This window comes from Nocardia sp. NPDC023852 (assembly GCF_040639505.1).
GTDB lineage: Bacteria > Actinomycetota > Actinomycetes > Mycobacteriales > Mycobacteriaceae > Nocardia.
Map to the genome: position 1 here is coordinate 1 of NZ_JBFAAB010000024.1, position 25,092 is coordinate 25,092.

A 25,092-nucleotide genomic window follows, 5' to 3' on the forward strand; every position below is an offset into this window, starting at 1 on the left:
ATCCGAACCGGACGCGACCAGATCCCACAACTGCCCCGGCGACTCCACACCACCCGGAAACCGGCAACTCATCCCCACGATCGCAATCGGCTCATTGAGCTTTTCCCGCATCTGCGTCAGATCGTCGCGAGTCGTCAGGAGCTCCAAAGTAATCTTTTTCAGGTACTCCATCAAGCGTTCGGACGAATCGCCAGTGCTTGTGTCCATTTCTCACATCCAGTGGTATTTCGAAGTTGCCAAAGCCGCCCGGTGGAGCGAGCAGCGACGCAGGCCCACCCACCTACGGTTTTCGTTCGGGTGTCGATGACAAGGCAGCGAGTCGAACAATCGGCCGGCCGCAGCCGGTGCGCGGCGCAAAGTTCGGCAGCTCAGCTACCGCGGGCGCGCAATGTATCGGCAGGACATCCGCCATTGATTGCCATTCGGCTGAGTCGGACCCAGAAAGCCGCAACACTCGGAAGAAATTCCGCCGGCGCTCGGTGCAGCGAAACAACGGTTCAACAAGTAAGCTGCGCACCGTTATCGTCAGATCGGACGAAAAAGGCTGCGCCGAAAACGAACCGGCGACTGTGGTCGGCACCAATCGCTGTCGCAGCGCGGCAATAGTCTTGCCGGAGAGTCCGGCCGAGGCCGCCCTCCGCAACTGCTCGAGCACCTGCGACAGCAGACCGACATACCAAGAGTTCGCACTGTCGACCGGGTCGGTATCCGATATGCGGACTCGCTCGACGGCGACTTCTGATGATCGTCCTCGAGGAACAGTGGCTCGACCACGCACTTCGACAGCGACAGGTTCATCGACAGTCAACGAGCCGTGGCCCATGAGCGAACACTTCCTTTCACTGCAGCGAAAGGATGCCGACAACGTCAGAGGTAACCGCCGGGAGATCTGCGGCAGGTGCCCTACTTTCCCCAGCCCAGAAGACGAAATCAGTGCTCATTCGGTATCTCTCTCCGCCAAGCAGGCCACAAGACACGTCCAAGTGGTCTGCTGGACGTTAGCCTGCCAGCCGAATCGGCTCCTCGCAACCGGTGTACTCCTGCCCTACGGCGCACCGATCACCGGTATCCACGTGTCCTCCCCGAGCGCCACTCGTAGCCAGTTGCAACAGGGATCCTCGGCGACGAGCCGCGTCATCGCGGCCAGCCCGATCTGATCGGGGAGGTTCCCGTTTCCGAACGGGCAGTTCAACAGCATTGCGCACGTCGAGGCCGGTCATTACGTTCATCGCATGAGTTCAGCTTTTCCGCGCTTGCTGTCGCCGCTCGAGGTGGGGCGCGTCAGGCTGCGCAATCGCGTGGTGATGGGTTCGATGCACACCGGCCTCGAGGACCGGGATTGGCACATCGACCGACTGGCCGCATTCTTCGCCGAACGAGCCCGCGGCGGCGTCGGCCTGATCGTCACCGGCGGGTGCTCGCCCAATCGCGAAGGCTGGGTGTGGCCGTTCGCCCGCGGGATGATCACCGAGGCCGACGCCGAGCGACATCGCGTGGTCACTGAAGCGGTACACGAGGCGGGCGCCAAAATCGCATTGCAGATCCTGCACGGGGGCCGTGATTCGCGTGTTCCGAACAATGTGGCGCCCTCGGTAGTGATGTCGCCGCTTACCGCGTTCGAGCCTCGGGCATTGTCCGAAAAGGGTATCGAATCGACGATCGCCGACCATGTGCGCTGCGCGGAGTTGGCGAAATCGGCCGGATATGACGGCATCGAGCTGATGGGCGGCGAGGGGTTCCTGATCAATCAGTTCCTCGCCCCACGCACCAACACCCGAACCGATAATTGGGGTGGTTCGGCAGCCAACCGACGACGGTTTCCGGTCGAGATCGTCGCCCGGACACGTGCCGCAGTCGGCGACGACTTCTTTATCATGTTCCGGATGTCCATGGCCGAGTTGGTCGACGACGGTCAGACCTTCGAAGAGATCATCGCACTGGCGAAGGAATTGGAAGCCGCCGGGGTGGACATCATCAACACCCAGATCGGCTGGCACGAGTCACGAGTGCCGACCCTCGCCACCTCGGTGCCGCGCGCGGCGTTCGTCGGATACACCGCCAAACTCAAAGCGCATGTGTCGATTCCGGTATGTGCGTCGAATCGGATCAACATGCCCGAGACCGCCGAGGAGATCCTGGCCCGCGGCGACGCGGACCTCATCTCCCTGGCCCGTCCACTGCTGGCCGACCCGGAATGGGTGAACAAGGCCGCCGAATCCCGGGTCGACGAGATCAACACCTGCATCGCCTGCAACCAGGCCTGCCTCGACCACACCTTCATCAGGCAAACCGTGTCCTGCCTGGTGAATCCACGCGCATGCCACGAAACACTGCTCCAGCTCCTGCCTACCCGCCGCGCCAAACGCGTCGCCGTCGTCGGCGCAGGCCCCGCGGGCCTGTCTGCCGCGATCGGGCTGGCCGAGCGCGGGCACCACGTCGAGCTCTTCGAAGCCGACGACAAAATCGGCGGCCAGTTCGACCTCGCTCGCCGAATTCCCGGTAAGGAGGAGTTCAACGAGTCGATCCGGTACTTCCACCGAAAACTCGAACTCACCGGTGTCACAGTTCAATTGAAATTCGACGCTACCGCTGAGCAGCTTGCCGCAGGCGACTGGGACGAGGTCGTGCTGGCGACCGGCGTTCGCCCCCAAATGCCCGACATCCCGGGAATCGATCACCCGATGGTGCTGTCCTACCCTGAGCTGATTCGAAAGGAGCGGCCCGTCGGCAAGCGCGTCGCAGTCATCGGCGCGGGCGGGATCGGATTCGATGTCAGCGCATTCCTCACGGCCGCCGGCCACAGCGCGCTGAAACTCGAGGAGTGGCAGGAGGAGTGGGGAATCACCCACGAGGCCCACATTCCTGGACAGTTGACAAGGCCTAAACCCGCCCCCACCCTCCGGGATGTGGCACTGCTGCAACGAAAGTCAGGCGCTTTCGGTACCACACTTGGCACCTCGACCGGATGGATCCATCGTGCCGCTCTCGAGGCGAAAGGAGTCGAGCAGATCGGCCGGGTCAACTACGAGCGGATCGACGATCGCGGGCTGCACATCAGCTTCGGCGAGAGCCGGGAACGGCGGCGCGTCATTCACGTCGACAACGTGATCGTCTGCGCCGGACAAGAATCCGTCCGAAACCTGAAAGATCCGCTCGAAACCCTCGGCATGCGGGTGCATCTCATCGGCGGCGCCGACGAAGCCACCGGAATCGACGCCAAACGCGCCATCGATCAAGGCACCCGCCTCGCCGCCGCGATCTGAAAACCGTGGGCAAGCAGCTCCGCCCATAGCACCGACGCATCGGAGATGACACCGTGGCAAGCGGCAGCCTCGGCGGAGTCGATTTCCCAAATCATCTCCTCCCGTGACCTTTCGGTTCGAGTGCGGCAAAGTGTAAGAGGGAGACACATGTGGCCGACATGTCGTGAGAGACCGAACCACGGCACCCGGACAGTCGGCACTGTCGATCTCCAACCTGTTCCGGTCGTCTTCGGACAGTGTGGAACAGCCCCTCGACGAGGGAGGTGGACACATCGTTCACCGGAAGATGGAAAGGATTTCCTTGTTGTTCTCGACAACCATATCCACTGCTCCGCGCCGGATATTTGCCCGCGTGGCCATCGCAGGCACAATCGCTGCTGTTCCTCTGACAGCATCCACGATTCCGGCCTCAGCCGATCCGGCGACGCCCGCAGCCGTCGTCACCGAAATCAGCCACGATCGTTGGGCGGACCGTCCCGGCTTCCAGGACACCGACCGTGACCGCGGGCGCGGCAATGATCGAGGATGGGACAACGACCGCGGGCGCGGTAATGATCCGCTGTGGCGAATGTTCCGCGACCTCATACCGGGTGGGCTGTTCGGTAGCAGCTGATCGGGATTCACGCCACGCAGCGGCCCACACCGTCTCTCGCTGTCGGGCCGCTGTGGCGTCCTGTTTCTTCATGCGGCCCGGACATCTTCGGCCGACACGGCGAACTCAGGGTCGGACAAGTGTGTCCGTTTGGGCAGCAGGAGCGGGGTGGCGAGCAAGAGAATGCCAGACGTGGTGATCGCGGCGAGCGGACTGGTGAGTGTGGCGAGGATGCCCCAGATCACCATCAGGGCAGACTGTAGGAGTTTGCTGCTGACACTCCACGTAGTGAGGACTCGGGCGGCATGATCCGCGGGAACTCGTTGCAGGCGTTCTGTTGCGTATATCGGATTGAAGATGCCCATGCAGGTGATCAGCAGGCCCTCGACGATGATCACGGTGAGGAGTCCGGGAATGCCGGGATGGATGCACGCGAGACCGAGTGGGAAGAGCGATCGCAGCCAGCCGGAGATGATCATCACCCGGTGCCGGCCGTAGCGGGTCACGAGGCGTGCGGAGAGGCGGGCGCCCACGAAGCCGCTGAGCGCCGGGATGCCGAAGGCAAGACCGTATTGCCAGGCCGGGAAATGATACTGGCCGAGCAGGAGGACGGACAGGAGCGGAACAGTGGCCATGATCAGGCCGCTGACCAGGATTGAGTTGAGGAAGAGGCGGCGCAGAGCGCGGTCGCGGAGGATGAACCGCCAGCCGCCGAGGAGGTCGGCTCCGCGTAACCTGGTGGCCGGGTCACGGAGTGCTGCGACGTCGCCTCCACGAATGCGGAGGACCCCGAGCGCGGACAGCAGGTAGCTGAGGGCGTCGGCCATGACAGTGATGACTGGACCGAGCAATCCGATGAGCGCGCCACCGAGTGGCGGGCCTGCCGCGGTCGCCATCCAGCTCGTGCCCTCGAATCTTCCGTTCGCGACAAGTAGGTGCTCGCTACGGACGAGATACTTCAGATACGCGCCGGAGGCGGCGGTGAAGGCGATGCTCGCTGTCCCGGAGACGACCGAGACGACCAGCAGTTGGCTGTAGGACAGCAAGCCGAGGACGTACGCGATCGGAACACTTGCCATCGCGACGAACCGGATGAGGTCCATCGCGATCATCACCGGACGCTTGGCTCGGTGCTCGACCCACGGCCCGAGCGGGAACGCAGCAATCGCCGCGACGGCAAGCCCAGCCGCCTCCAGAAGCGAAACGGCGAATGCCGGCGAATGCAGCACTCGAACCGCGATCAGCGGGAACGCTCCGAAAGCAATCCACGTGCCGTATGTACTGACGGCGTAGGCCGACCACAGCCAACCGAAGCTGCGCCCCAACTGCACGTGCATGCGACTCCTTCGCGACAACCGATGTTCGGATCTCTGAATCACATCAGCCGCATCGGCGCGGGATCAAACAACCGACTCCCCTGCGAGCCACAACGATCAGTTGGGTAATTAAGCTAGATCGATGGATACCGAGGCGGTGCGATCGTTCGTCCGCGCGGCCGAGCTCGGACAGCTGCAACACGCGGCCGACGAACTCGGCGTGACGCAACAGGCCGTATCGAAGCGGATCGCAACCCTCGAACGCGTACTCGACATCCGGTTGTTCACCCGTACCGCGCGAGGGGTCGAGCTGACACTCGACGGCCAGGCGTTTCTTCCTCACGCACGAAACATCATCACCGGTGTCGATCGCGCCATCACCGCGGTCAGGCCGGGATCACGGGCCCTTCGGATCGACGTTCTCGGCCTACGATCCGCGCAGGCCGTCGTCCTGCACGACTATTGGCGGTCGCATCCCGAAACCGACCTCGACGTGGTGACCCTCAGGGTCAACGACCCGCGCGTGGCGGTCGCCGCCGTCCAAGCAGGCGATATCGACGCCTCGTTCCGCACGGTCACCGACCCGGCCACGCTGCCGCGCGACGTGCAAATGATCCACGCCTTCGACTCCCCGCTGGAACTGCTCGTCGGCCCGAGACATCCGCTCGCCTCCGCACGAACCCTGACACCACCCCAGCTGCGCAAGCATCGGATCTGGGTGCCGGGTATCGCGCCGCGAAGCGAATGGGCAGAGTTCTACGATCAGCTCGCCACCGAATTCGACCTCCGTGTCGACGCCGCGGGCCCGAACTTCGGCAACGAGGTACTCCTCGATATCCTCGCGGACTCCGCAGACGTGGCCACCCTCGTGGGCGCGCGCGACCGGTACATCTGGCCGACGAACTACGACCTACGCCGCATCCCGATCGTGAATCCGACGCTCGCATACCCGCTCTCGCTCATCCTCCCCAGAACGAATCCGCACCCAGGACTCCGGGCAATCATCACCCACTTCGGAAGCCTGACACCGCTCACTGAGACAGCCTGGCTCCCATCCTGGGCCACGACACCACACCGCAGCGAAGGAGACATCGAAAACACCCGACGCTAACGGTCGCTTCCTGCAACACGCTGCCGAACCGGCGTAAACGATTCTGGGGTTGTCAGCGAATATTCGGATGAGGTCGAGGTGGAGGTGGTCATATAGCGGACCGCTGACAGGGTGGCCCACCCTCCGCACTTGACCGCATCTCGAACCACATTCCCAATCACCAGTCCTGGAGACCCGGATGACCCACGCACACCGCGTCTCACGCGCACCCCTTACCGACCACCTACCCGCATTGCGAGCCACACTCCACCAGCAACGCCGCTTCCGCCTGCAGCAGCTGGCCGAACTCGACGCCGAAATCGACCGCGCCACCGCACCCACCCACGCGGCTGATACGGCCAGGCATGAGGTCACCAACAAACTTGCCGTGGCAGCACGCCAAGCGTTGGCCGACGTCGATGAAACCCTCACACTCATCACCACGGGGCGCTACGGCCACTGTCGCGGCTGTCACACCGAGATCCCGATTCACCTACTGCAGACCATTCCCACTACGCAGTGGTGCCTGAATTGCCAGCAGCGTCTGCCTGCTTCCGGCAGTTCCCGTCCGATACGGACCTCGACCTTCGAGAGCGGGTCTGCTGGTGATCGAGGCGTTCCACCCCGCGAGTAGCTCAGTCGCCGACGTGCACGTGGGCGGCCCACCTGGTCGGCACGGCTGGATAGGCGTTCCGCATGCGGCGCAACGTTTCGGTGAGCGCGGTGGCCGCCTCAGCCGCGTCGGCGGGCCGGGTGCCGTGCGCAGTGAGCGCCGCGTAGACCGCCTCGGCGGTCTCGGTGCTGTCCGCGGTGTGCCACAGCGTGCCGATGACGCCACGGAAGCCCGCGAGGTGGAAAGCCGACGCCAGGTTCAGCGGCTCATCCAGCAGTGCTGGGTCGGGGCCCGCGGTGTCGCACGCGGACAGGAACGCGAGTTGTGCCTGCGTGGTGCGCAGGTCGCGCACGAACGAGGGCACGAACATCCCGTCGCTGAGCATCAGTCCACCTTGGTCGGGGTGCTTTGCCGAGCTGACCGCCTGGCCGTGGCAGGCGAAGTGGGCGATCGCGTGCTCGTGCAGGCCTTGCTGGATGGCCTCCGGATCGGCGGCGGAGTCGATGAGCACGGTGGAGCCTGGCAGCAGCCCCGCCACCGCCTCGGCCTCGGCGCGGGCGCTCGGCAGCACGGGCACGCCTCGACGCTCGCCGACACCGACGATGAGCGCGGTGTGGCGGGCGTGGTGCGGCCGAGGCGTGGTCAACGTGTCGGCGAGCGCGGTCAGCGACGGCGTGTACGAGGAGACGACCCGGTCGAACACGGTCTGTCCCGCGCCGTCGCGGTGCCTGCCCGCCGCGTGCAGTGGCAGCTGGGCCGTGATTCCGATCGGGCACCACCACAGCCGCGTCGTCGTGACGCGGTCCAGCACCGGCCCGGCCGTGGTGTCCCACAGCCATTCCAGCACGGCGTGCACGTCCAGCTGGGCCTCCTCGCGCCGTTCGAACGAGCACGCCGGGTCCTTCACGTCGGCGAGCGCCGCTCGCAGCCGCCTGACCTGGGCGCGGGCGGTGGCCTCGGTCATCCGCCGTAGCGGCACAGCCTCGACGGGCTGCCAGTAGTCGGCGGGCACCACCAGCGCGGTGCCCGCGGCGCTGACGACCACCGCGGTATGCCCGGCCGTGCGCGTGCGCAGGACTTCGAGGTTCGGCGGCGCCAGCAGATCCTCGAACCCCGGCACCGCCCGCGCCTCGGCGAGCAGTCGGTCCCGCCGCACCGCGAGCCGCCGGATCTGTTCGACGGCCTGTGGTCGCGGGTCCCAGTCTCGGGTGGAGGTCCGGCCGTCGAACTCCACCTCGATGTGAAAGGTCACGTCGGCGTACGCGTCGGCCTCAGCGAGCTTGCGCTCGACCTCACTGAGCTCCTCGGCCAGCTGCGGCCGTGTCTCGCGCAGTCGCGCCCAGCCTCGGCGGATACCCCACGCGTCGCCGAAGAGTACGCCGCGGCACTGTTCGACCAGCTCCAGCGCCCGGTCGAGCTGGCAAGACCGCACTCCCGCGTCCACCACCCGGTCGGCGAGGCCGTCCAGCTGCCGCACGGCCGCCAGCCTGCGGTACCGCGACAGGGCCCGGCTGACCGTGGCGGGAATGGCGGCAATCACGCGTTCCTGCGCGTCCAGCCATGTCACCGGGTCCGCCTCGGCGAGCATCGCGGCCTGGGCCTGTTCGCAATACATCTGGTGCTGCGCGCTGGTGGCCGGGTGCGCGGAGACCGCCCGGTAGTGGGTGATCGCGAGCTGGCGGAGCTGGTCGGCACGCGGCCCGCCGAACATGGCGAGCTCACGGGCCGAGCGCGCGAGTGCGATCGCCCGCAACGGCCACCAGTGGTGGGCCTGCGGTGTCTGATTGACGGCTTTCTCCGCGAGCTCGAGCGAGTCGTCCAGCGCGTCGAGGTCGCCGCACTGCCGGTATCGGTGGTACAGCACGTCGGCGATGGTGCTCTCGATCCGCGGAACGTCGGGGTGATCGGGAGCCACTAGCGCGAGTGCGGCCCGGTAGGCGCGTTCGGCCTCGCGGAACGGTTCCGCGTCCGTCACCTTCGTGGTGACCGCCTGGGTCTGCACGGCGCCGGCATAGTTGTAGAGCATGCCGATCCGGCGTACGTCGTCCGCCGGGATGGTGGCCACGGCAGCCGCACCTGCGTCGACGGCTTTGGTGAACAAGCCGTGGTCACCGGCCTCGGCCGCCTCCTCGGCCGCCATGGACAGCGTCGACCAGCGCAACGGAAGATTCGAGTCGCCGGGTGGGGTCAGCGCGACGGCTTCCTCCGCGATGGTGACGGCCTCTTGGCCCGCCGCGGGGTTGCCGCCGACTTGGAACTGCATGATCAGCGCGGACGCGAGTGTGGAGAGCCGGAGTGCGCGCTGGCCATGGTCTGCGGGCGGCAGGTCCAGCGCGGCGCGTGCGGCATCAACCGCCCGCTTCGCCTCGTCGTGGGAGCCGGTCCGCATGGCGGCGGTCGTCGCGGAGTTGGCGAGTGCCTCCAGCAGTTCTGCCCGGCCTGCGTTGTCCGGTGATGTGGTGAGCAGCGCTTCGGTCACCGTGTCGTAGGCGAGCGCAATCGCGTCGGTGTCGCCGCCGATCTCCCAGAGGTCGTTGTGCGTGTGGTAGAGGTCCAGCAGCGCGTCCAGCCTGCCGTCGTGGTCCAGCGGCAGCCCGATGGCGAGCACCCACGCCTGGTCGCGTCGCTGCATGAGCACATCAAGCGTGACCGACTGCTGCTGCAGGCTCCCGACCAGGTCGTACTGCGCCTGGAGAACGCGGGGATCGCGATGACAGGTCAGCAGGAACCGCGCAATTTCGGGACCGATCCGGCCGCTTACCTCTTGCTCGAGCTGCCGGAGCGCGGGCACCGTAGCCGTGTTGCCGAAGTCCCGCTCCAACGCGTCGGCGAGGTCACGGCATGCGACCAGCGCACCCATCAGGTGGATGGGCGCCCCAGCGCCCGCGTAGAGATCGGACTGGTACTGGGCGAGCTCCAGCACGACGTCGCGCCACACCGGGCGTTCCCGCAGCGCCAGCTGGGCAGCGGCCCGGTAGTCGGCGAGGATCTCCCCCGGCCGCCTGCCTGCGTTCTCCTGTGCTCGGGCGCGGTCGACCAGCCTGCGGGCGCGTTGCGGATCGTCGCGGGGTGTGCGGGCGATCGTCCAGTTCAGCCCGTTGAGGACGATCTCGCGATAGATATCCGTACCGTCGTGCTCGTCGAGCATGAGCAGCAACTTGGCGTGGTCGGCGGTGAGCGCGGCCTTCATTCGCTCGTCGTCCAGCACGTTCATCAACGCCGTGTAGGCGTTCGCGAACAGCGCCAGCGACTCTCGGTCCTGGTATTCCTGGAACTCGTCGCGTGCCTCGTCCAGCGCCCGGTACTGCGGCATGGCGGTGACGCGCGAGACCGCGGGATCACCCGGCCTGCCCGCGATGGCGGCCGCGATCTCCCGGTCGACCAGGCCGGTGAACCCACTCTGCGCTTGGAACCGGTGCCAGTGCGCTTGGGCGAGGTGGGGCAGCAGGTGCCGAGGGCACTGCTGCGGTGGCGGCAGACTTGCGGCGAGCAGTGCGCCGACATCGCCGGTGTACTCGAAGTTCTCAACCACCCACTGGACGTCGTCGTACACTCGCACCCCCCAATCACTTTCGGTCCACGGTAGCGTTATCTGGATCGCGGAGAAGGAGGTTCGCAGTCGGTATGGCACCAACGACCGGTCCTCGGGTCGAAGTCCTGTGCGAGCAGGCGGGAGAGGCGCTGACCGAACGCGCTTCCCGCTACGGCGTCGCGGACGTGCTGGCCAGAATCGTCGCGGCGGCCGAGCAAGGCGACGTATCCGAAGCAGACCTCGACCTGCTCGACAACGCCTTCGCCCGGCACGGTATCGACAACCTGACGCGGGCGCACCGCGGCTTCGAGCCTTGGAAGGGAGCGCGGGGCGTCGTGGTCACCGCGTGGGTGTGCCCCACGGGTGCGTGCACGCGTGCCGCGACCGACGAACGTCCGTTCTGCCGGCTCACCGGACAGCCGTGCCGCGTAACCAGGATCGACCTGTGAACGCGTTTCTCACCGAGCTCGGCAAGAACCTGGCTACCCGCTGGGCTTCCGCGCTCGCGCTTCCCGCAGCGGTTTTCGTGGCCGTTGTGGTTGTGGCGGTCATGCTCGGGCCTTCTCACGCACTCGATTTCAACCTGCTGCGGACGAGACTGACAGCGGCGTCGACCGGGCCCGCGCTGGTCTCGGCCGCGGCGGCGTTCCTCGCCGCGACCGCCGTGGTGGGGTTGGCGGTGACCGCGCTCGGCGGCGTCGTGATCGCCGCATGGGGAGCGACAGGCACGGGTGCCGGCAGGCCGTTCGTCGTGCTGCGCCACCACCGTTGGCGGCGTGCAGCGGCGAAGGCGGACGCCGCGGTCAAGGCAGTGCTGGCCGACCGATCGGACCTGCGCGCCAAGAGCAAAGCGCGTCGGGCCGTGCTGCGGCGCGACGCGATCTCCGAGATCGAACCGGCATGCCCAACGTGGGCGGGCGACCGGCTGCGGACCGTGGACGACCGTGTCAGCCGTGGCACGGGACTCGACCTGACCACGACGTGGCCGCGGCTGTGGCTTGTGCTGCCCGAGGCGGCGCGGACCGAGGTGACGATGGTCCAGGAACGGTGTGCCTCCGCCGCCCGCACCTCGGTATGGGGCTTGGCCTATCTGTCCGTCGGTGTGTACTGGTGGCCAGCGCTCGTGCCGGGCGTATGCGCATTGCTGATGTCACCCCGTCGGATCCGCCGTGCGGTGGGGGTATACGCGGACCTCGTGGAGGCTTCGGTCGACCTGCACGCCCGCGACGTTGCCAACCAGCTCGGGTTCGAGCTGACGGGCAGGTTGACACCGGCGATCGGCGAGCAGTTGACCGAGGTGTTGCGGAAACGGCCTGGGTAGCCAGCCCGTCCTTGCACCACGAAGCAACGCCGTGACCAGCACGAACACAACACGGCCTTACGACCGCATGACGAGGCAAGTATCAATGGCCATCTGTAGGTCGTCAGCGCCGAACGAGCCGGAGCAGCGGGCCGGTCGCCGGGATTGTGCGGGAGCGTCAGTGTCTGTCGAAATGGGGCTCCGCCAGGGCTTCTCGGAGAAAGGACCGCGGTAGTCTGGGTGCCGGCGTCGGGTCCACATCGAGGGCAGCCAGTATCCGATGCATCGGCAAGCCCTCGTCGGCTGCGAACCGGATCAATCCGTGCTCGGCACACCGCGTGAGCGCCGGGACGGCAAGGGCGATCGCCTCGTCCGGTCGTCCGGACGCGGAAAGGCTTGCCGCCCAGAGGAGTTCGGCTGACGTCAACGCGCGGGGGCGGTCGGAGGTGGCGATTTCGCGCACCAAGCGTTCGGCGCGCGTGCACGCTTGCTCGGCTGCTGCGCGCGAGCGGTGATCGAGCAACAGCCGAATCGCCGTGTCCTGCTGGAGTTCCGCTGTGAGTCTGTGTAGCCCGTCCGGCTGATGGAGGTCGAGTGACAGCTGGATGAGCTCGTCATGGTCATCCTGATCGATCGGTAGTCCGATGCGCACGCGTTCGTTCACGATGCGCGCGGCCAGCCGGGGCAGGGAGAGGTTGGCCGCGATCTTGGCTCCCTCCGCCAGCCGCGCCTCCGCCCCGTCCCGGTCGCCGCGCAGCGCCTTCACCCGGGCCCCGATTCCGTAGGTGGCGTTCATGAATTCGACGAGAGCGCCTTCGGGGCCGAGCGCGGCGCTGTCGTCGAGCAGTTCCTCGGCGCCGACGAGGTCGCCGCGGTGGTATTGCAGCGCGCCGAGCAGTGCGGATGCCAGCGTAGCGCCGTGGGTACGGTTTCCGATCGTCCGTGCCATTGCGAGTGCCGTCCGCAGGTCGGATTCGGCCGCCGCGATATCGAGCTGTTCGTAGGCTGCTATCGCGCCCATGCAGTATCCGTAGACGACGGCGAATGGCCCGTTGCATTTCGGGCGATACGGTGCGACCCAGTGTTGCCAACGGCGAGCCTCGTCGAAATCGAAGCGGTTCAGCGCGCAGGTGGACCCGGTGCTTGCGGCGACCATGGCGAAGAAGGGGTCGAGCTGTCCTTCCGCCCCCTCCACATGCAAGAGCTGCTCGATCACCTCCGGCAGGCGACCGTAGTTATCGGTGAAGTTGCCTGCCCCAGTGCGGATCAAGGACGCCTCCACCCGCATGGCGGCGGCGGCCTCGTCCGGTACACCAGCATCCAGCACCGCATCGACCAGATCCAGTGCGGTGCGGGCCGCCAACGGCCGTTGTAGTGCGACGGTAGCCCAGGCCACCAAGAGCTGTACCCGTGGATTGGTCGTCGCGTACGCCGACGGCAGTTTCGCGACGAGGCCGAGTACGGTCGCCATCTTGGCCTGTTCCAGTAGTTCCCGCCCGTGTTCTTCGATAATCCCGACCGCGCCGGTAACCTCGTTGGCGGCCAAGGCGTGATCGACGGCCTCGTTGAGCATCTTGTGATCGGCGAACCATTTCGAAGCGGTCTGGTGCAGCCGTCGGAGCCGGTCGGGGTTGTGCCGGGTGAGCCGGTGCCGCAATATATCTGCGAAGAGCCGGTGATAGCGGAACCATGTGGACTCATCATCGAGTCGATGCAGAAACAACTCCAGATGCTCGGCTTCCTCCAGCATTTCCTGCCCGTAACCCACCCCCGCGAGCGCATCGGCGAGGTCGCCGCAGACGGTCTCGGTCACCGAGGTCGCCAGCAGGAAGTCGAGTAGGGCGGGGTCGAGCGTGTCCAGGATGTTCGATTCGACGTATTCGCTGATGGCGTAGTTGTGCCCGGACAGTTGCCCGATACATTCGGCGGGATTGTCCTTGCCGCGCAGCGACAATGACGCGAGTTGCAGTGCGGCCGCCCAGCCCTCGGTCGATTCCTGCAGGCCGGCGATGTCGCTCGCGGCCAACTCCAATAGATTGACGTCGACCAGGAAGGAATTGGTTTCTGCTTGGTTGAATCGCAGGTCGTTGGAGTCGATTTCGACAAGCTCGTCACGTACTCGCATCCGGCTGATCGGGAGCCCGGCGAGGCTTCGGCTGGCAACGATGATGCGCAGGTGGTGGCAGGCATTGTCGAGCAGGAATTCCATCGTCGCGATGGCTGCGCGGTTGGTCACCCGATGCCAGTCGTCGATCACTATCGCGAAGGTCTCTCCACTGGAATGGATTTCGTTGATCAGCGCGGTGACGACGTAGCGGGTGGCATCGGTGGCTCGTTCCTCGAGAATCTGATCCAGTTCGGCGCCGAGCGAAGGTCGTGCGCGGCGGACCGCCTCGACCAGGTGCGCCAGAAACCAGACGGCGTTGTTGTCATCGGCATCGATGGTGAGCCAGGCGACCTGGGTCTGATCGGCCGCCAGCGTCTTCGCCCACTGGGCGGCCAACGTGCTCTTTCCGAAACCAGCCGGCGCATGAACCACCGTCAACCGGCGCTGCTTGCCCTTCCGCAGAATCTGCAGCAGCCGGGGCCGGTCCACGAGTGCCCGCGGCGGTGTCGGCGGGCGGAACTTCGTCAGCGCCGTCGGCGGAGGCGCGGCCGGGCGCACCGCGCTCGCGCGTGACGGAACATCCGGCAGTGCCGGATACCCGGACTGCCTCGGAGGGCCGGGGCCGGTGGCCGGAGCCCAGCTGCCCAGCACGTCCCGCAACTGGCGTTGGTAGGCGGCAGCGGATTCCGGGCGCGCCCGAGGGTCGCGTGCCATAGCTGTCTCGACCGCGGCGACAGCCTCGGCGGGAATCCCAGTTCCGCGCAGGTCCGGGATCGGTTCGGTCATCACACGCAGGAATTGCGCGATGACGCGTTCGTTGGTCCGGCGCTCGAAGGCCGCATGCCCGGTCAGCAGGCAGAACAGCGTCGCACCGAGACTGTAGATGTCCGAGGCCGGGTTGGGTGGTTCACCATCGAGAACCTCGGGTGCGGTGAATGCCGGGGTGCCGGTGATTCGCCCGGCCGCGGTCTCGAAGCCACCACTGATGCGGGCGATGCCGAAGTCGGCCAGCTGCGGTTCATCGTAATCGGAAACCAGGATGTTGGCGGGCTTCACATCGCGGTGAACGGTCCGAGCCGCATGCGCGGCGGCCAGGGCTCCGGCGATGCGTTCCCCGATCGACAGTACTTCGTCCCACGGGATCGGACCCTTCGAGCGCAGCCGGCTTTCCAGTGATCCCCGGGAGAGGAAGGGCATGACGATATAGGGTCGGCCGGTAGCCGTGATATCGGCCTGCAGGATCTGCACGACGTTGGGATGCCCATACAGACGTCCCAGCGCGTGCTGCTCGCGGACGAAGCGCTGTCGGTCTTCACCAGCGAATTCTGATGTGAGGACCTTGATCGCAACGGCGCGGTCCAATGATCGCTCGGTGCAGCGGTACACGACGCCGAATCCGCCCCGTCCGATCTCCTCGGCGTCGAAGAATCCGGCCGCGGCCAGTTCCGCGGCCAGTTCAGCCGCGAGATCGACCTGCAGGTCACGCTGGGTTGTGGCGGGTTCGGATGCCGACATGACACGCTCCCTCGGTCACCATGCCGGATCCGCGTCGTTCGGCGCTGCCGACCGTGGCCGAAAGACGACTCCATCCGGGTTGTGAAGGTAGGTAACCATTCGATCACCTCATGAAGCAGAAACCTTGACTACTTCCGATCATAGACGATCGCTATGGCGTCCGAGGTTTGTGTCGCGGCCGATGTGAGGCAGTCCGGCGGTGGTAGTGAGCACCCGAGTTCACACCCTGCTACCGCATCGGCAGCAGAGCTCGACTCGGCTTCCTCAGCGCGGCAGCGATGAGGAAGGAAGAAATGAATTCATCGAAGACCCACTTCGATGGCTTACAACCACAGCTCGGGAGGATCGTCGATTTCGAGCCCCGCCCGCCGGGCGATGATCACCATTTTCTTATCCCATTCGCGGTGCATCCGTAGCGCTTGGCGCAGTTCACCGAGCTGTTCGGCCATCAGCTGTGTCTGCGCGATTGCGGTGTCACTCAGCGTCTTTGCAGCGTCCGCCTTTGTCTTCGTCATGCTGGCGTCGAGATTCTTGCGGCTGAACCACGTTGTCGCGATGGAAGAAACGACCGAGGAGCTGGCGATCAGCACGAACGCCGCGAAGATCGGCGACTGCGAGATGCTGTCCATGCTGCCTCCTCTTGCCTCGACGCGCGTAAGTGCTTGACGTCATTCCATACCTGCTGGCGCTTCCAGAGAAATGCGACGCCGAGCCCGATGACCAACGGGCCGCCGAGCACCGTAGCGGGCGACAGAGCATGACGCTGGATCTGCAGCAGCAGTACCTGCGCGCCGTATGCCACTAGCGACCAGCCCGTCGCCATCAAGCCGATCTGCTCGACGAGGTAGCCCCACACCCAGCGTGAGAGCACCCCACCGAGTGTGAAGACGCAACCCGCCGTCATCAACACCAGCCATACCATCCGGAACCCGGGGGGCAGTGACGCGGCCGTCGACCCCGGCGGTGCCCCGTGGAAGAACTGAAGCACCGCAGAGACCCCGAACACCACGCATAACACCACCTCGAAGGGGTCATAGTGCACCACTCCCAAACGTTGCATGATCACTGCCCCTTCCCGGCCGACGTCACCTTGCCGCGGGCCAGCTCGACAGCCGGAAGCCCGAGCAAAACCGCGACGGCAGCGAGGATGTATTGCGACAAGGCCCAGGTGTGTACCGGCTCGCTTTCCAGGTCAGAGAGCAGCTTGTCCATAGTTGTCCCTTCGTCGGCCCTGCGGATCGCCCAGGCGCATATCGGTGCCGTCGACAGAGTCCATCGTCAGTGTCGGGCGTGGTCGCGAGTAGACGCGACCTTGTCGAACCGCTGGTATGCACGGGTGTCCCAGGAGGTTCGCAACTCGGAGGCCAGCGGCTCGTTCTCGTACGCCGAGCGGTTTCAGCGGTCTCTGATCGCGCAGCGCACCCAGTAGGCATCCCGACCATCGAGCCGATAGATCGCGCTGCCCGGGAAACCCGATACCAGACCGCCGGGGCGATCGGTGTACTCGGTGATCGGATACCCCGAAGCACCTGGATCCCAGCCGGTGTCGTCCATTTCATCGTCAGTGGCTCGGCACCGACCGTCGTGTCCGGGCGGGATTCACTGAAATAGCCGATCGCACCGGCGTATCCGACATTTTTGATTGCCGGCGGGTCGATGAGCCGGGGTGAAAAGTCGATGAGCTCAGCCATGATTACTTCACTCCTCCGAGATATTCGCGAACATGGCCGTCGGTGCGAATTTCGCGTCGAGCTGCTTTTCATCTCAGCCGACGAGGCGGGCCGTCCGAAGGGCGAAGTCCTCGACAAGATCGCGGTGGCGGCCTCCGATATCTTCGGACATCCGGTGAGTGACGGCACCGCAGGACATTTGTCAGCCGTCCACTCCCGGTAATCAATCAGCGCGCGGATCAGCGACGCGACAGCACAACCCGATTCGCGGGGGCGGCCCGGCTGGAGGCGTCGATACTGTCAGCCGGCATCTGCCGCTCACCCCCCTTCGTGTGATTGCTCATCGACGCATGAATTGCGCCGACAACCATTAGAAACCCGCCACACCGGGTTCGTCAATCAGTTGCGCAAGTATTCGATTCGCGCGATGCGGAAGCGGAAGGACCGACCATCACAGCCGAAGGCCGGGCAGACGATGCCTGCACCGCACTCGATCGACTTCGCCCCGGCAAGCACCCAGCCACCTTGTGCGGCGCGAGGTGATCGCTCCCCGAACTCGCTGATACCGCAGCTGGTCATCGAAAACACCGACGCCGCATCGGTATTGCTCGCCGAACCGACCAAGATTGCGGCTCTGCCCGATCGGCGACTCCGCCAATAGAATCCGACCGGCTCATGGCCCTGCGCACCGAGGCATCCGGTCACGAGAGCTCGAATCGGTGACTGCAGGGTACACAGTGAATCGAGGAGGACCGCGACACCCGCGACCGGTCAGCGGAAGTCGGTCGCGTGGTCTTTCGCCCACTGCCCGAACGTGTGCGCGGGGCGACCGGTGACCTCCTCGATGATCGTCGACACCTGCGGTGGTGCGGCTGTTCCGGGCTTACATCCGGCCAGGACGGCCTCGACGTCGATCGACGGCATGGTCTCGCTCAATTCCGCACGTGCCTGTTCGACGGAGATCACCTCGAAAGCGATCTCGCGGCCGATGGCCGCACCGATGTGTCGCATCTGCTGACGCAGGGTAATGACTCGGGGCCCCATACGGCGTAGGCGTGGCCGTGGTGACCCGGCTCGGTCAGAGCGGTACCGCGACCGCCGCGAGGTCCTCTCGTGGATGGGGGCGGTCCGCGCGTCGGCATATGGCACGCGGACGACGCCCTCGTCGCGGATGGACTTCTGCCACCACAACAGTGCGTTCGTGGCGAACATGCCGGGCCGAATGAATGTCCACTCCAGACCGGACGCCTCTATGGCGGACTCGACAACGGCATGCACCCGGGCAATCGGTTGCGCTCGGGGTTACCCTGCGAGACGGCCCCGGACGACAGGAATACCACATGCCATACCCCAGTAGTCTCGGCCGCCGCCACGAAACCGTCGATCCGTCGGGCTTGGCGTAGAGGAACACGCGCTCCGCGCCTTCGAGTGCGGCGGGCAGCGTTTCGGGGCGTTCCAGATCGACCGCGACGACGTGGCCGCTCGGGGAAGTCGGCCGTGCGGGGTTCTCTGCTGGCCAGACGGGCCTGCTCGCCCCATGCGATCAGGCCCGCCGCGACGTGACGACCGACATTGCCTCTGACTCCGAAAACGACTGTGACCAGGCTATGAGCCTCGTTACGACACGCGATCACCGGTAGTAGCACACCAGCAGCGAAGAGTTGTCGACTGTGGTCGCGGCCGCCCGGGCGTGAGCACACCGGCTGGGCGCCGAGGGGTTATGAGGCGAACCCCCCGCCGGTAACGTAACCCATGGGGCCCATGCAGTAAGCGGAGACCGGTCCAGGGGCAAAGAATGTCCCGCTCACCACTCCGGTTGCTCCCGGAGCATTCATGCCGAAGCCCCAGCCGGGACCGAGAACCAAACAGTTGTAGCCCGCCACGCCGGCGGTATCGCTGAGGATTCCGTCGATAGGCGCCCCGAGCGGCCCGGGATTCACCACCGGTACGGCTGATGCTTGACCGGCCCCTACGACGAGGAGCGCCGCGGCCGCCAGGACCGAGCCGAGTGCTGCTTTGACCATTGCCTTACCTTCTTTCACGATTCTCGCGTCTGCGTCCAGCGAGCCAAGGAAACGTTGTGAGCATGTCTGGCCGACGCACAGCACCGCGCAGTGCGGCACTATGGCAATCTCTTTGCGCCAGCCAATCATGCTGACCACCAGCGCAATCGCCGACTAGACAGCATACAGTTACCACACAGCATACATTGGCCGCCACACTGCCCCCAGCTTTTCGCGGTCCAGAATTCGATTTCGAGCGGCGAATCGTCGTATCGAGTTCGCCTGCGTCGGTTGGCTTCTGCACCGGGAGCGACGCGGGTGGATCACGAACCGCCGACAACTCGGCACACACCGTGGCCGAGGCTCGTTCGGCGACGTCGAACAGTCGATGCTGCCCCAAGCCGATCGAGATGCCGGGGAAGCTCAACGGTACTCGGCGACGCCAAAAGCCGTCTCGCGGTACGCATGGTGGCAGGCGGTGCCATCGGGCCGCTGGCCGACTTGGAGGATCCCGGCTCGACAACCGTGGGCGCACCGCCCGCCGCTTGGTCAGAATCGGCGCGCTCCGGCATACGGCATCGATGAGATCGGCGCGAATTTCACACCGGTCCCATAGGTTGCGGCGTGGATGACGTTGCCATCTCCCGCATAGAGGGCGGAGTGGCTGCCGCCGTAGAAGGACACGACATCGCCCGGTCGCAGATCGTCCTGCGACGCAGGGCTGCCCGCAGCGAGCTGCTCGTAACTGGTCCGCGGCAGTTCCCGGCCGGCCTGCCGGTAGGACCACTGCACCAGTCCGGAGCAGTCGAAGGTAGACGGCCCCGCCGCGCCGCCCACGTAGGGCGCGCCCAGTTTGGTCAGCGCGGCGTCGACGGCACGCTCACCCAAGGACTTCTCCGGAGCCGGGGGCGCGGGTGGCGTGAATCCTGGAATACTCGGAAAAACGAGAAAACCGGGTAAGGGAATTTCCTCGGCGCTCTCCGAGCTGCCTGCACCCGGGAACGGCTGGGCGACTGCCGGTGCGGCAGCTTCGATCACTCCGACGGCCGCAAGGGCAACAGCCCCCGTGGCGAGAGCGAGTGTGCGGCATGAAGTGCGTTGCGAGCGTTGATCAGGTCGAACATCGGCGCTGAACGCCATGATGCGGTCCTCCGATCTACGTCGGCAGGCCCGGTGAGACGCATCCGGTATCGCAGGACTTCACCAAGCCTCGAATGAATTCGAAACACCACGGTGTTGTCAATCCAGCGGATCCGAAGAGCAATATTTCAGCACAATCTCTAATTCGCAAAGCCGGACACACCGGAATTCGATAACAAAACGATAACTGGAAACTTTCCACGGTCACACGCATATTCGGAAAGGAAAACGCGATGTTGTCGACCAGCCGCTGGCGCGCCGCGTCGTCGAGGACCTCGCGGGCCATCGATACGCCAGCCGGCCGACGGGCAGCAACCGCAGGAGCGGCGTGCGGGCCGCCCTTCGCGTTCGGCATGTACACCGGGCCGCCGGGTTGCGGTGACGCATCGCGCCATCCTTGGCGTCCGACCGCACGGTCGGCGGGTGCGCCGAACGCTCCGCCGCCCTTGGCGTGCGGTGACGTTCGGGCACCCGCTCCCGGTCGAGGTCGTATTTTCTCGATCAAAGGGGCGTAGTCGAGCAGGATCGGGCCGTCGGACCTGACCATCGACGAGTGCTCGTCGCTGGGGAGCGGGATTCCGGCGTGGTGGAAGTTCGGAACACACCTCCCTCCTCGCGAAACGGCGTGCGATGCGGGCTGACCGGAAAATCGCGGTCCATTGGGTAGATTCCCCGCGATGTCCAGTAACCGTTCGACGTCCGGTGAGACCGACGTGATCGATCCCGCAGCGCTTACGTCTTCGATACTCGGGCGGCGGTACCGCACCTGCGATTACTACGAGGTCGGGCGCGAGAAGATTCGCGAGTACGCCAGTGCGGTGCGTAACTACCACCCCGCGCATTGGTCAGAGGACGCAGCGGCCGGCTTCGGCTACGACAGTCTGCTGGCGCCACCGACCTTCGGCTCCGTGCCCGGCTATCTGGCCTATGCCGAGGTGTTCGACATAATCCTGCCCGGTTACGAACTGGGCAACATGATCCAGACCGATCTGATGATCGAGTTCCACCGCCCGCTGCTGGCCGGTGATCGAGTCGGCTTCGAGATGTGCCTCGACTCGTTCCGCCCAGCGTTCGGCGGTGACCTCATCGGACTGCGCCAGACCATAGTCGACCAGAACGATCGGCCTGTGCTCACTTCCCGGACCAGCCTGTTCGGCCGCGCCAACGGCGCACTCCCCCACTCGGTCGATGCGATCGTGATGCACGGCGCACACCCGGACGCGCGGAAGTCACACCGGACGCCGCCGCGGTACGTCGGTACGCAGACCTCCGAGCCGGTGCGACCCGTGCCCGCGGCTACAGCACCCGCGCACGCGCTGTCCTTCGACGCGGTGGCCATCGGCGACGAGTTGCCCCCGCGCACGCTCGCGCTCAGCCGTGGCGACCTGGTCCACTATGCCGGCGTCGCAGGCGATGCGAACCCGATCCACTGGAGTGCCGAGATCGCCACGCAGATGGGGCTCGATACCGTTGTCGCCCAGGGCATGTTGACGATCGGGCTCAGTGTGGACTTCTTCACCTCGTGGCTCGGCGACCCCGGTGCAGTGCGGGCCTACAACGTGCGGCTGACCAGCCCGGTTCATGTCACCGAGACCGGTGGGCGCATCGAGTTCCACGGCCGGGTGAAAGGCCTGGATCCGGACACGCGGACCGCTACGGTGGCGATCACCGCCGAGCACGACGGACGCAAAATCTTCGGCCGCGCGACGGCCGAGGTCGCCCTCGCCTGATCGCGCGCCCCTACCGCGCACCACCGCTCCGCGGATTCGTGGCCGCCCGGCGACGGCGGGATCGACGTTCTGGTGATCGGCGAGGTGTCATGGGTGCGGACTCGGTGTGTTTGGTCCGGAAGAGTCGGGGCACGTTGGACACGGAGCAAGCGCTGCCAGGATCGGCGGGCCCGCGCTCCGCATCCATGAAGCGGGCATCCCCGCCCGCTCGCGCCCGAAAGGACCGGTATCTGTCGTGGTTGCGCTTCTCGCTGCGGTCGGCTCTGCTTCCCTGGCGGTCATAGCGGCACATGTCACGGTCGTCGCCCGCAGCTTGGCGGAACTGCGATCGCCGCGCCGCGAGGGCGCGCTCGACCGCGCCGAGCAGACATCCTGCACCCCCACGGTCTGATTCCCACCAAGACGCCGTTCAGACGCCGAGTCCCGCTGGTCGGCGTCGTGTCTCCACCCGACCGAAGATCGGATACGATCGCTGGTACCTCTTCGGTCCAGTAACCGGCCGCTGAGATGGCCGGCATGCTGCTGGCGTCGCCATTGGTGATCGGAGGCCCCGTTGTCGGTGCTTGCCGACGACGGCATGTGCTGTCAGTCCTACTTCCCGAGTGCATCCCGACCGGCTGCGTCCGCGCGGCGTGACCGATCGAACGACCTGCCTCGAGTGGTCGCCGCCGTGGAGTGGCCATGGCAGGAACTCTCACGCCGCACTCCTGGAACCCGACCACCCACACCGCCGACCCTTTCGCCCGTGAAGGAGCATCCGCATGACCGTCCCCGGCCGTCCCATCGACATCCTGCTCGTCGAGGACGACCCCGGAGACGAGTTGATGACTCGGGAAGCCTTCGAAGACAACAAGATCGGCAATACGCTGCACGTGGTCCGCGACGGAGAGGAAGCACTCGATTTCCTCTACCGCCAGGGCGCATACGCGGAGGCGCCCCGGCCGGACCTGATACTGCTCGATCTCAACCTGCCCAAGTACGACGGGCGGCAGGTCTTGGAGAAGGTCAAGGCAGACCCCGGCCTCGGGCACATTCCTGTGGTCGTGCTGACCACATCGGCGGCCGAAGAGGACATCCTGCGCAGCTACCGGCTGCATGCGAACGCGTATGTCACCAAGCCGGTCGACCTCGACCAGTTCGTCGCCGCGATCAAACAGATCGACGAGTTCTTCGTCCAGGTCGTGCGCCTGCCGCGCTGGCACTCGTCATAGTTCGCTCGACGGCCGCCGCATCAGGGCCATCCGGTACGCCGTTGCGGAGGCTCGACCGCGGCAGCAACGAGCTAAGTGCCCTCGGGCGGTGATTCTTCCGCGGCGCGAAGGCGAACGTTGTCGGCCTGCAACCGGTCGTTGTCCACGTGCAGGTCGGCGTTCGCGTCCTCCAAGTCGAGAATGCGCCCGATTCCCGCCAGGTTGACTCCCGCGGAGGCCAGCTCGGTGATGCGCTGGAGGCGGGCCAGATCATTGGCGCTGTAGCGACGCGTGCCGCCTCCACTGCGCTCCGGAGTCAGCAGACCGTGGCGCTCGTACAGCCGCAGCGTCTGCACGCCGATGCCGGCGAGCCCAGCGGCCACCGAGATCCCGTACACCGCTTGATCAGGATCCGGCAGATGCCCCGACGCGCCTCGCTGCTGCACCATCCATCCCCACTTCTCCATTGCGAACAATATTTCCTAGTCTAGCTCCTTGAACTCACCATCTCTCAATGGTATAAAAAATCTACATCATATGACATAGGTTATCTGCCCTACGATAGAGAATGGAGTGAGTTGGAGGTGGCGACCATGCTGATGCGCACCGATCCGTTCCGTGATCTGGACCGTCTGACGCAGCAGGTGTTCGGCACAGCGGCCCGCCCGGCGGTGATGCCGATGGATGCCTGGCGCGCGGGCGACGAGTTCGTGGTCGAGTTCGACCTGCCCGGCATCGACCCCGAGTCCCTGGACCTGGACATCGAGCGCAATGTGGTGACGGTACGAGCACGTCGCCCGGAGCTGGATTCGGGGCGTGAGATGATCGCCGCGGAACGTTCCCGCGGCATGTTCAGCCGCCAACTGTTTCTCGGCGAGACCCTGGACACCGACCGCATCCGCGCCGACTACACAGACGGCGTCCTGCGTCTGATGGTTCCGGTGGCGGAGCAGGCCAAGCCACGCAAGATCGAAATCGCCCACGGCAACGGACGCAAGGCCATCAACGTCTGATCCGCGTCTACTCCGATACGCACCGCCGTCGGAAGCGAGGTGATGCCGAAAGATCTGCAACGAGTGTGATATCCACCCCTTCGTGCGGGCCCGGGAGTCCGGGCCCGCACTCGACGGAAACGCGAAAGGCGTTGCCGCATCGGGGATTATCCCCTAGCACATGGATCACCTGATGGAGTAAGCTCGATCATGGCACCCACCGAATACCGGCATACCCCGCCGAGACCGTCCACCACCGAAGCCACTGGCACGCCCGAGACCCCGATCGTCTGGCCCGACCCCAGCCCCCTCGACGCCTGGTGGCGGCACATTATGCACGTCGACCGACCTCGGCACGGTCGCGTGACCGCGGCCACCCAACCCACGTGATCGGTCGGCAGCAGCGTCCCAGCACGACCGCGGAGTCTTGGCGTCGCGGCACCGTGGTCTGGTTCAACGTCGAGAAAGGTTTCGGATTCCTGCAGCCCGACGACGACCCCACGCCGGTATTCGTCGAGTACACCAGCATCGAGACCACCGGCTACAAATCCCTTACCGCTGGCCAACCAGTCGTCTTCACCGCAACCGTGCGCAAACGTGGCCCTGAGGCTATTGCCGTGCGTCCGCTGCTTCCCGGTCCGACGAACGCCGGAACCGCCGCCGGCGGCTGACCAGCCGAGCACCTACAGCAGAAGCGACCTGACAGCCTCAGACCGTGCGACCGGCGCGGGCACGGCATTTCTCCCTCGCTCATCGCCTGGACGCGGGCCACCGGGATTGCGTGGCCCGCGCCGAGGAGATCTGTCGAAAGTATTGGGGGGCAAGCATTTCCGTTCCCGACATATGGCGGTCGAACGCAGAGCTGACGCCGGCGCGGGAATATGCCTCGACCACGCGGTTCGACCGCGCTGGGAGTCGGGCCGTGTGGCGAGAAATGATCTTTTACTCAATTCCCTTAGCAATAGTTGCATTCGCTGAAACAAGGCAGTCGGAATCCGCCCTGAGGCTCTCAGAAATCCTGGCTTGCGCACCATTTCCA

Annotated in this window: 26 protein-coding genes and 1 pseudogene; 12 read left to right on the top strand and 15 right to left on the bottom strand. The window is 65.6% G+C overall.

What is annotated here, in order from left to right:
* Together AB0H00_RS25505 and AB0H00_RS25510 are read right to left on the bottom strand one after the other, a co-directional pair.
* Positions 1–207, bottom strand: a 207-nt coding sequence (locus tag AB0H00_RS25505; protein WP_357270913.1) for a beta-ketoacyl synthase N-terminal-like domain-containing protein, incomplete at its 3' end; no start/stop codon positions are given.
* Between the two features lie 73 nt (positions 208–280).
* Positions 281–823, bottom strand: a complete 543-nt coding sequence (locus tag AB0H00_RS25510) for a hypothetical protein (RefSeq protein ID WP_357270916.1) — start codon at positions 821–823, stop codon at positions 281–283.
* Between the two features lie 409 nt (positions 824–1,232).
* Between AB0H00_RS25510 and AB0H00_RS25515 the strand changes: the two genes are divergently transcribed.
* Positions 1,233–3,263: an NADPH-dependent 2,4-dienoyl-CoA reductase gene (locus AB0H00_RS25515; RefSeq protein ID WP_357270919.1), complete on the top strand. Its 2,031-nt coding sequence runs from the start codon at positions 1,233–1,235 to the stop codon at positions 3,261–3,263.
* 409 nt (positions 3,264–3,672) lie between these two features.
* Here AB0H00_RS25515 and AB0H00_RS25520 read toward each other — a convergent pair whose 3' ends face one another.
* The gene (locus tag AB0H00_RS25520; protein WP_357270922.1) at positions 3,673–3,948 is read right to left on the bottom strand and encodes a hypothetical protein; all 276 of its coding nucleotides are present in this window, start codon (positions 3,946–3,948) and stop codon (positions 3,673–3,675) included.
* On the bottom strand, positions 3,945–5,192 hold the full coding sequence (locus tag AB0H00_RS25525) for an MFS transporter (RefSeq protein ID WP_357270925.1): 1,248 nt from the start codon (positions 5,190–5,192) through the stop codon (positions 3,945–3,947). The genes AB0H00_RS25520 and AB0H00_RS25525 overlap by 4 nt, the downstream gene beginning before the upstream one ends.
* A 121-nt stretch (positions 5,193–5,313) precedes the next feature.
* On the opposite strand from AB0H00_RS25525, the gene AB0H00_RS25530 reads away from it, so the two are divergent.
* Positions 5,314–6,282 (top strand): LysR family transcriptional regulator, encoded by a 969-nt coding sequence (locus tag AB0H00_RS25530; protein ID WP_357270928.1) that lies wholly within the window; start codon positions 5,314–5,316, stop codon positions 6,280–6,282.
* A 178-nt stretch (positions 6,283–6,460) separates the two neighbouring features.
* The gene (locus tag AB0H00_RS25535; RefSeq protein ID WP_357270931.1) at positions 6,461–6,895 is read left to right on the top strand and encodes a TraR/DksA C4-type zinc finger protein; all 435 of its coding nucleotides are present in this window, start codon (positions 6,461–6,463) and stop codon (positions 6,893–6,895) included.
* A gap of 1 nt (position 6,896) precedes the next feature.
* Here AB0H00_RS25535 and AB0H00_RS25540 read toward each other — a convergent pair whose 3' ends face one another.
* Complete coding sequence (locus tag AB0H00_RS25540) at positions 6,897–10,433, bottom strand: CHAT domain-containing protein (protein ID WP_357270935.1); 3,537 nt, start codon at positions 10,431–10,433, stop codon at positions 6,897–6,899.
* A gap of 65 nt (positions 10,434–10,498) precedes the next feature.
* Between AB0H00_RS25540 and AB0H00_RS25545 the strand changes: the two genes are divergently transcribed.
* Both AB0H00_RS25545 and AB0H00_RS25550 read left to right on the top strand, forming a co-directional pair.
* Positions 10,499–10,855, top strand: coding sequence for a hypothetical protein (locus AB0H00_RS25545; protein ID WP_357270938.1), 357 nt, complete (start codon positions 10,499–10,501; stop codon positions 10,853–10,855).
* Positions 10,852–11,727, top strand: coding sequence for a hypothetical protein (locus AB0H00_RS25550; protein ID WP_357270941.1), 876 nt, complete (start codon positions 10,852–10,854; stop codon positions 11,725–11,727). Before AB0H00_RS25545 ends, AB0H00_RS25550 begins: the two co-directional genes overlap by 4 nt.
* Positions 11,728–11,884: 157 nt before the next feature.
* Here AB0H00_RS25550 and AB0H00_RS25555 read toward each other — a convergent pair whose 3' ends face one another.
* From AB0H00_RS25555 to AB0H00_RS25575, 5 genes are all read right to left on the bottom strand, one after another.
* Entirely contained in the window at positions 11,885–15,328 is a 3,444-nt protein-coding gene (locus tag AB0H00_RS25555) for a protein kinase (protein ID WP_357270944.1), read from the bottom strand.
* Between the two features lie 323 nt (positions 15,329–15,651).
* Positions 15,652–15,957, bottom strand: a complete 306-nt coding sequence (locus AB0H00_RS25560; RefSeq protein WP_357270947.1) for a hypothetical protein — start codon at positions 15,955–15,957, stop codon at positions 15,652–15,654.
* Positions 15,912–16,388: a hypothetical protein gene (locus tag AB0H00_RS25565; RefSeq protein WP_357270951.1), complete on the bottom strand. Its 477-nt coding sequence runs from the start codon at positions 16,386–16,388 to the stop codon at positions 15,912–15,914. The genes AB0H00_RS25560 and AB0H00_RS25565 overlap by 46 nt, the downstream gene beginning before the upstream one ends.
* A 2-nt stretch (positions 16,389–16,390) precedes the next feature.
* Complete coding sequence (locus AB0H00_RS25570; RefSeq protein ID WP_357270954.1) at positions 16,391–16,540, bottom strand: hypothetical protein; 150 nt, start codon at positions 16,538–16,540, stop codon at positions 16,391–16,393.
* Between the two features lie 183 nt (positions 16,541–16,723).
* Positions 16,724–16,882, bottom strand: a complete 159-nt coding sequence (locus AB0H00_RS25575) for a hypothetical protein (RefSeq protein WP_357270957.1) — start codon at positions 16,880–16,882, stop codon at positions 16,724–16,726.
* A 135-nt stretch (positions 16,883–17,017) separates the two neighbouring features.
* Here AB0H00_RS25575 and AB0H00_RS25580 point away from each other — a divergent pair, with 135 nt between their 5' ends.
* The gene (locus tag AB0H00_RS25580) at positions 17,018–17,221 is read left to right on the top strand and encodes a hypothetical protein (protein WP_357270959.1); all 204 of its coding nucleotides are present in this window, start codon (positions 17,018–17,020) and stop codon (positions 17,219–17,221) included.
* 548 nt (positions 17,222–17,769) lie between these two features.
* Here AB0H00_RS25580 and AB0H00_RS25585 read toward each other — a convergent pair.
* The 4 genes and pseudogenes from AB0H00_RS25585 to AB0H00_RS25600 form a co-directional block, all read right to left on the bottom strand.
* Positions 17,770–18,009, bottom strand: a complete 240-nt coding sequence (locus tag AB0H00_RS25585; RefSeq protein ID WP_357270962.1) for a hypothetical protein — start codon at positions 18,007–18,009, stop codon at positions 17,770–17,772.
* Between the two features lie 707 nt (positions 18,010–18,716).
* Entirely contained in the window at positions 18,717–19,022 is a 306-nt protein-coding gene (locus AB0H00_RS25590; protein WP_357270965.1) for a hypothetical protein, read from the bottom strand.
* 528 nt (positions 19,023–19,550) lie between these two features.
* Entirely contained in the window at positions 19,551–20,141 is a 591-nt protein-coding gene (locus AB0H00_RS25595; RefSeq protein WP_357270968.1) for a C40 family peptidase, read from the bottom strand.
* 232 nt (positions 20,142–20,373) lie between these two features.
* A pseudogene (locus AB0H00_RS25600) lies at positions 20,374–20,567 on the bottom strand (catalase); the annotation flags it as partial.
* Between the two features lie 251 nt (positions 20,568–20,818).
* On the opposite strand from AB0H00_RS25600, the gene AB0H00_RS25605 reads away from it, so the two are divergent.
* From AB0H00_RS25605 to AB0H00_RS25615, 3 genes are all read left to right on the top strand, one after another.
* Complete coding sequence (locus AB0H00_RS25605; protein WP_357270971.1) at positions 20,819–21,871, top strand: fused (3R)-hydroxyacyl-ACP dehydratase subunits HadA/HadB; 1,053 nt, start codon at positions 20,819–20,821, stop codon at positions 21,869–21,871.
* Positions 21,872–22,106: 235 nt separating this feature from the next.
* On the top strand, positions 22,107–22,262 hold the full coding sequence (locus AB0H00_RS25610) for a hypothetical protein (RefSeq protein WP_357270973.1): 156 nt from the start codon (positions 22,107–22,109) through the stop codon (positions 22,260–22,262).
* Positions 22,263–22,632: 370 nt separating this feature from the next.
* Positions 22,633–23,082 (top strand): response regulator, encoded by a 450-nt coding sequence (locus AB0H00_RS25615; protein ID WP_357270976.1) that lies wholly within the window; start codon positions 22,633–22,635, stop codon positions 23,080–23,082.
* A 71-nt stretch (positions 23,083–23,153) separates the two neighbouring features.
* Here AB0H00_RS25615 and AB0H00_RS25620 read toward each other — a convergent pair whose 3' ends face one another.
* A complete protein-coding gene (locus tag AB0H00_RS25620; protein ID WP_357270979.1) occupies positions 23,154–23,510 on the bottom strand; it encodes a MerR family transcriptional regulator in 357 nt (118 codons plus the stop codon).
* Between the two features lie 144 nt (positions 23,511–23,654).
* On the opposite strand from AB0H00_RS25620, the gene AB0H00_RS25625 reads away from it, so the two are divergent.
* The 3 genes from AB0H00_RS25625 to AB0H00_RS25635 all read left to right on the top strand — a co-directional run bounded on the left by AB0H00_RS25625 (position 23,655) and on the right by AB0H00_RS25635 (position 24,724).
* Positions 23,655–24,074, top strand: coding sequence for an HSP20 family small heat-shock protein (locus AB0H00_RS25625; RefSeq protein WP_357270981.1), 420 nt, complete (start codon positions 23,655–23,657; stop codon positions 24,072–24,074).
* Positions 24,075–24,263: 189 nt separating this feature from the next.
* The gene (locus AB0H00_RS25630; RefSeq protein ID WP_357270984.1) at positions 24,264–24,443 is read left to right on the top strand and encodes a hypothetical protein; all 180 of its coding nucleotides are present in this window, start codon (positions 24,264–24,266) and stop codon (positions 24,441–24,443) included.
* Positions 24,440–24,724 carry a cold shock domain-containing protein gene (locus AB0H00_RS25635; protein ID WP_357270987.1) on the top strand — a complete coding sequence of 95 codons (285 nt, stop codon included), beginning with the start codon at positions 24,440–24,442 and terminating at the stop codon, positions 24,722–24,724. Before AB0H00_RS25630 ends, AB0H00_RS25635 begins: the two co-directional genes overlap by 4 nt.
* The last annotated feature ends 368 nt before the right edge of the window (positions 24,725–25,092 follow it).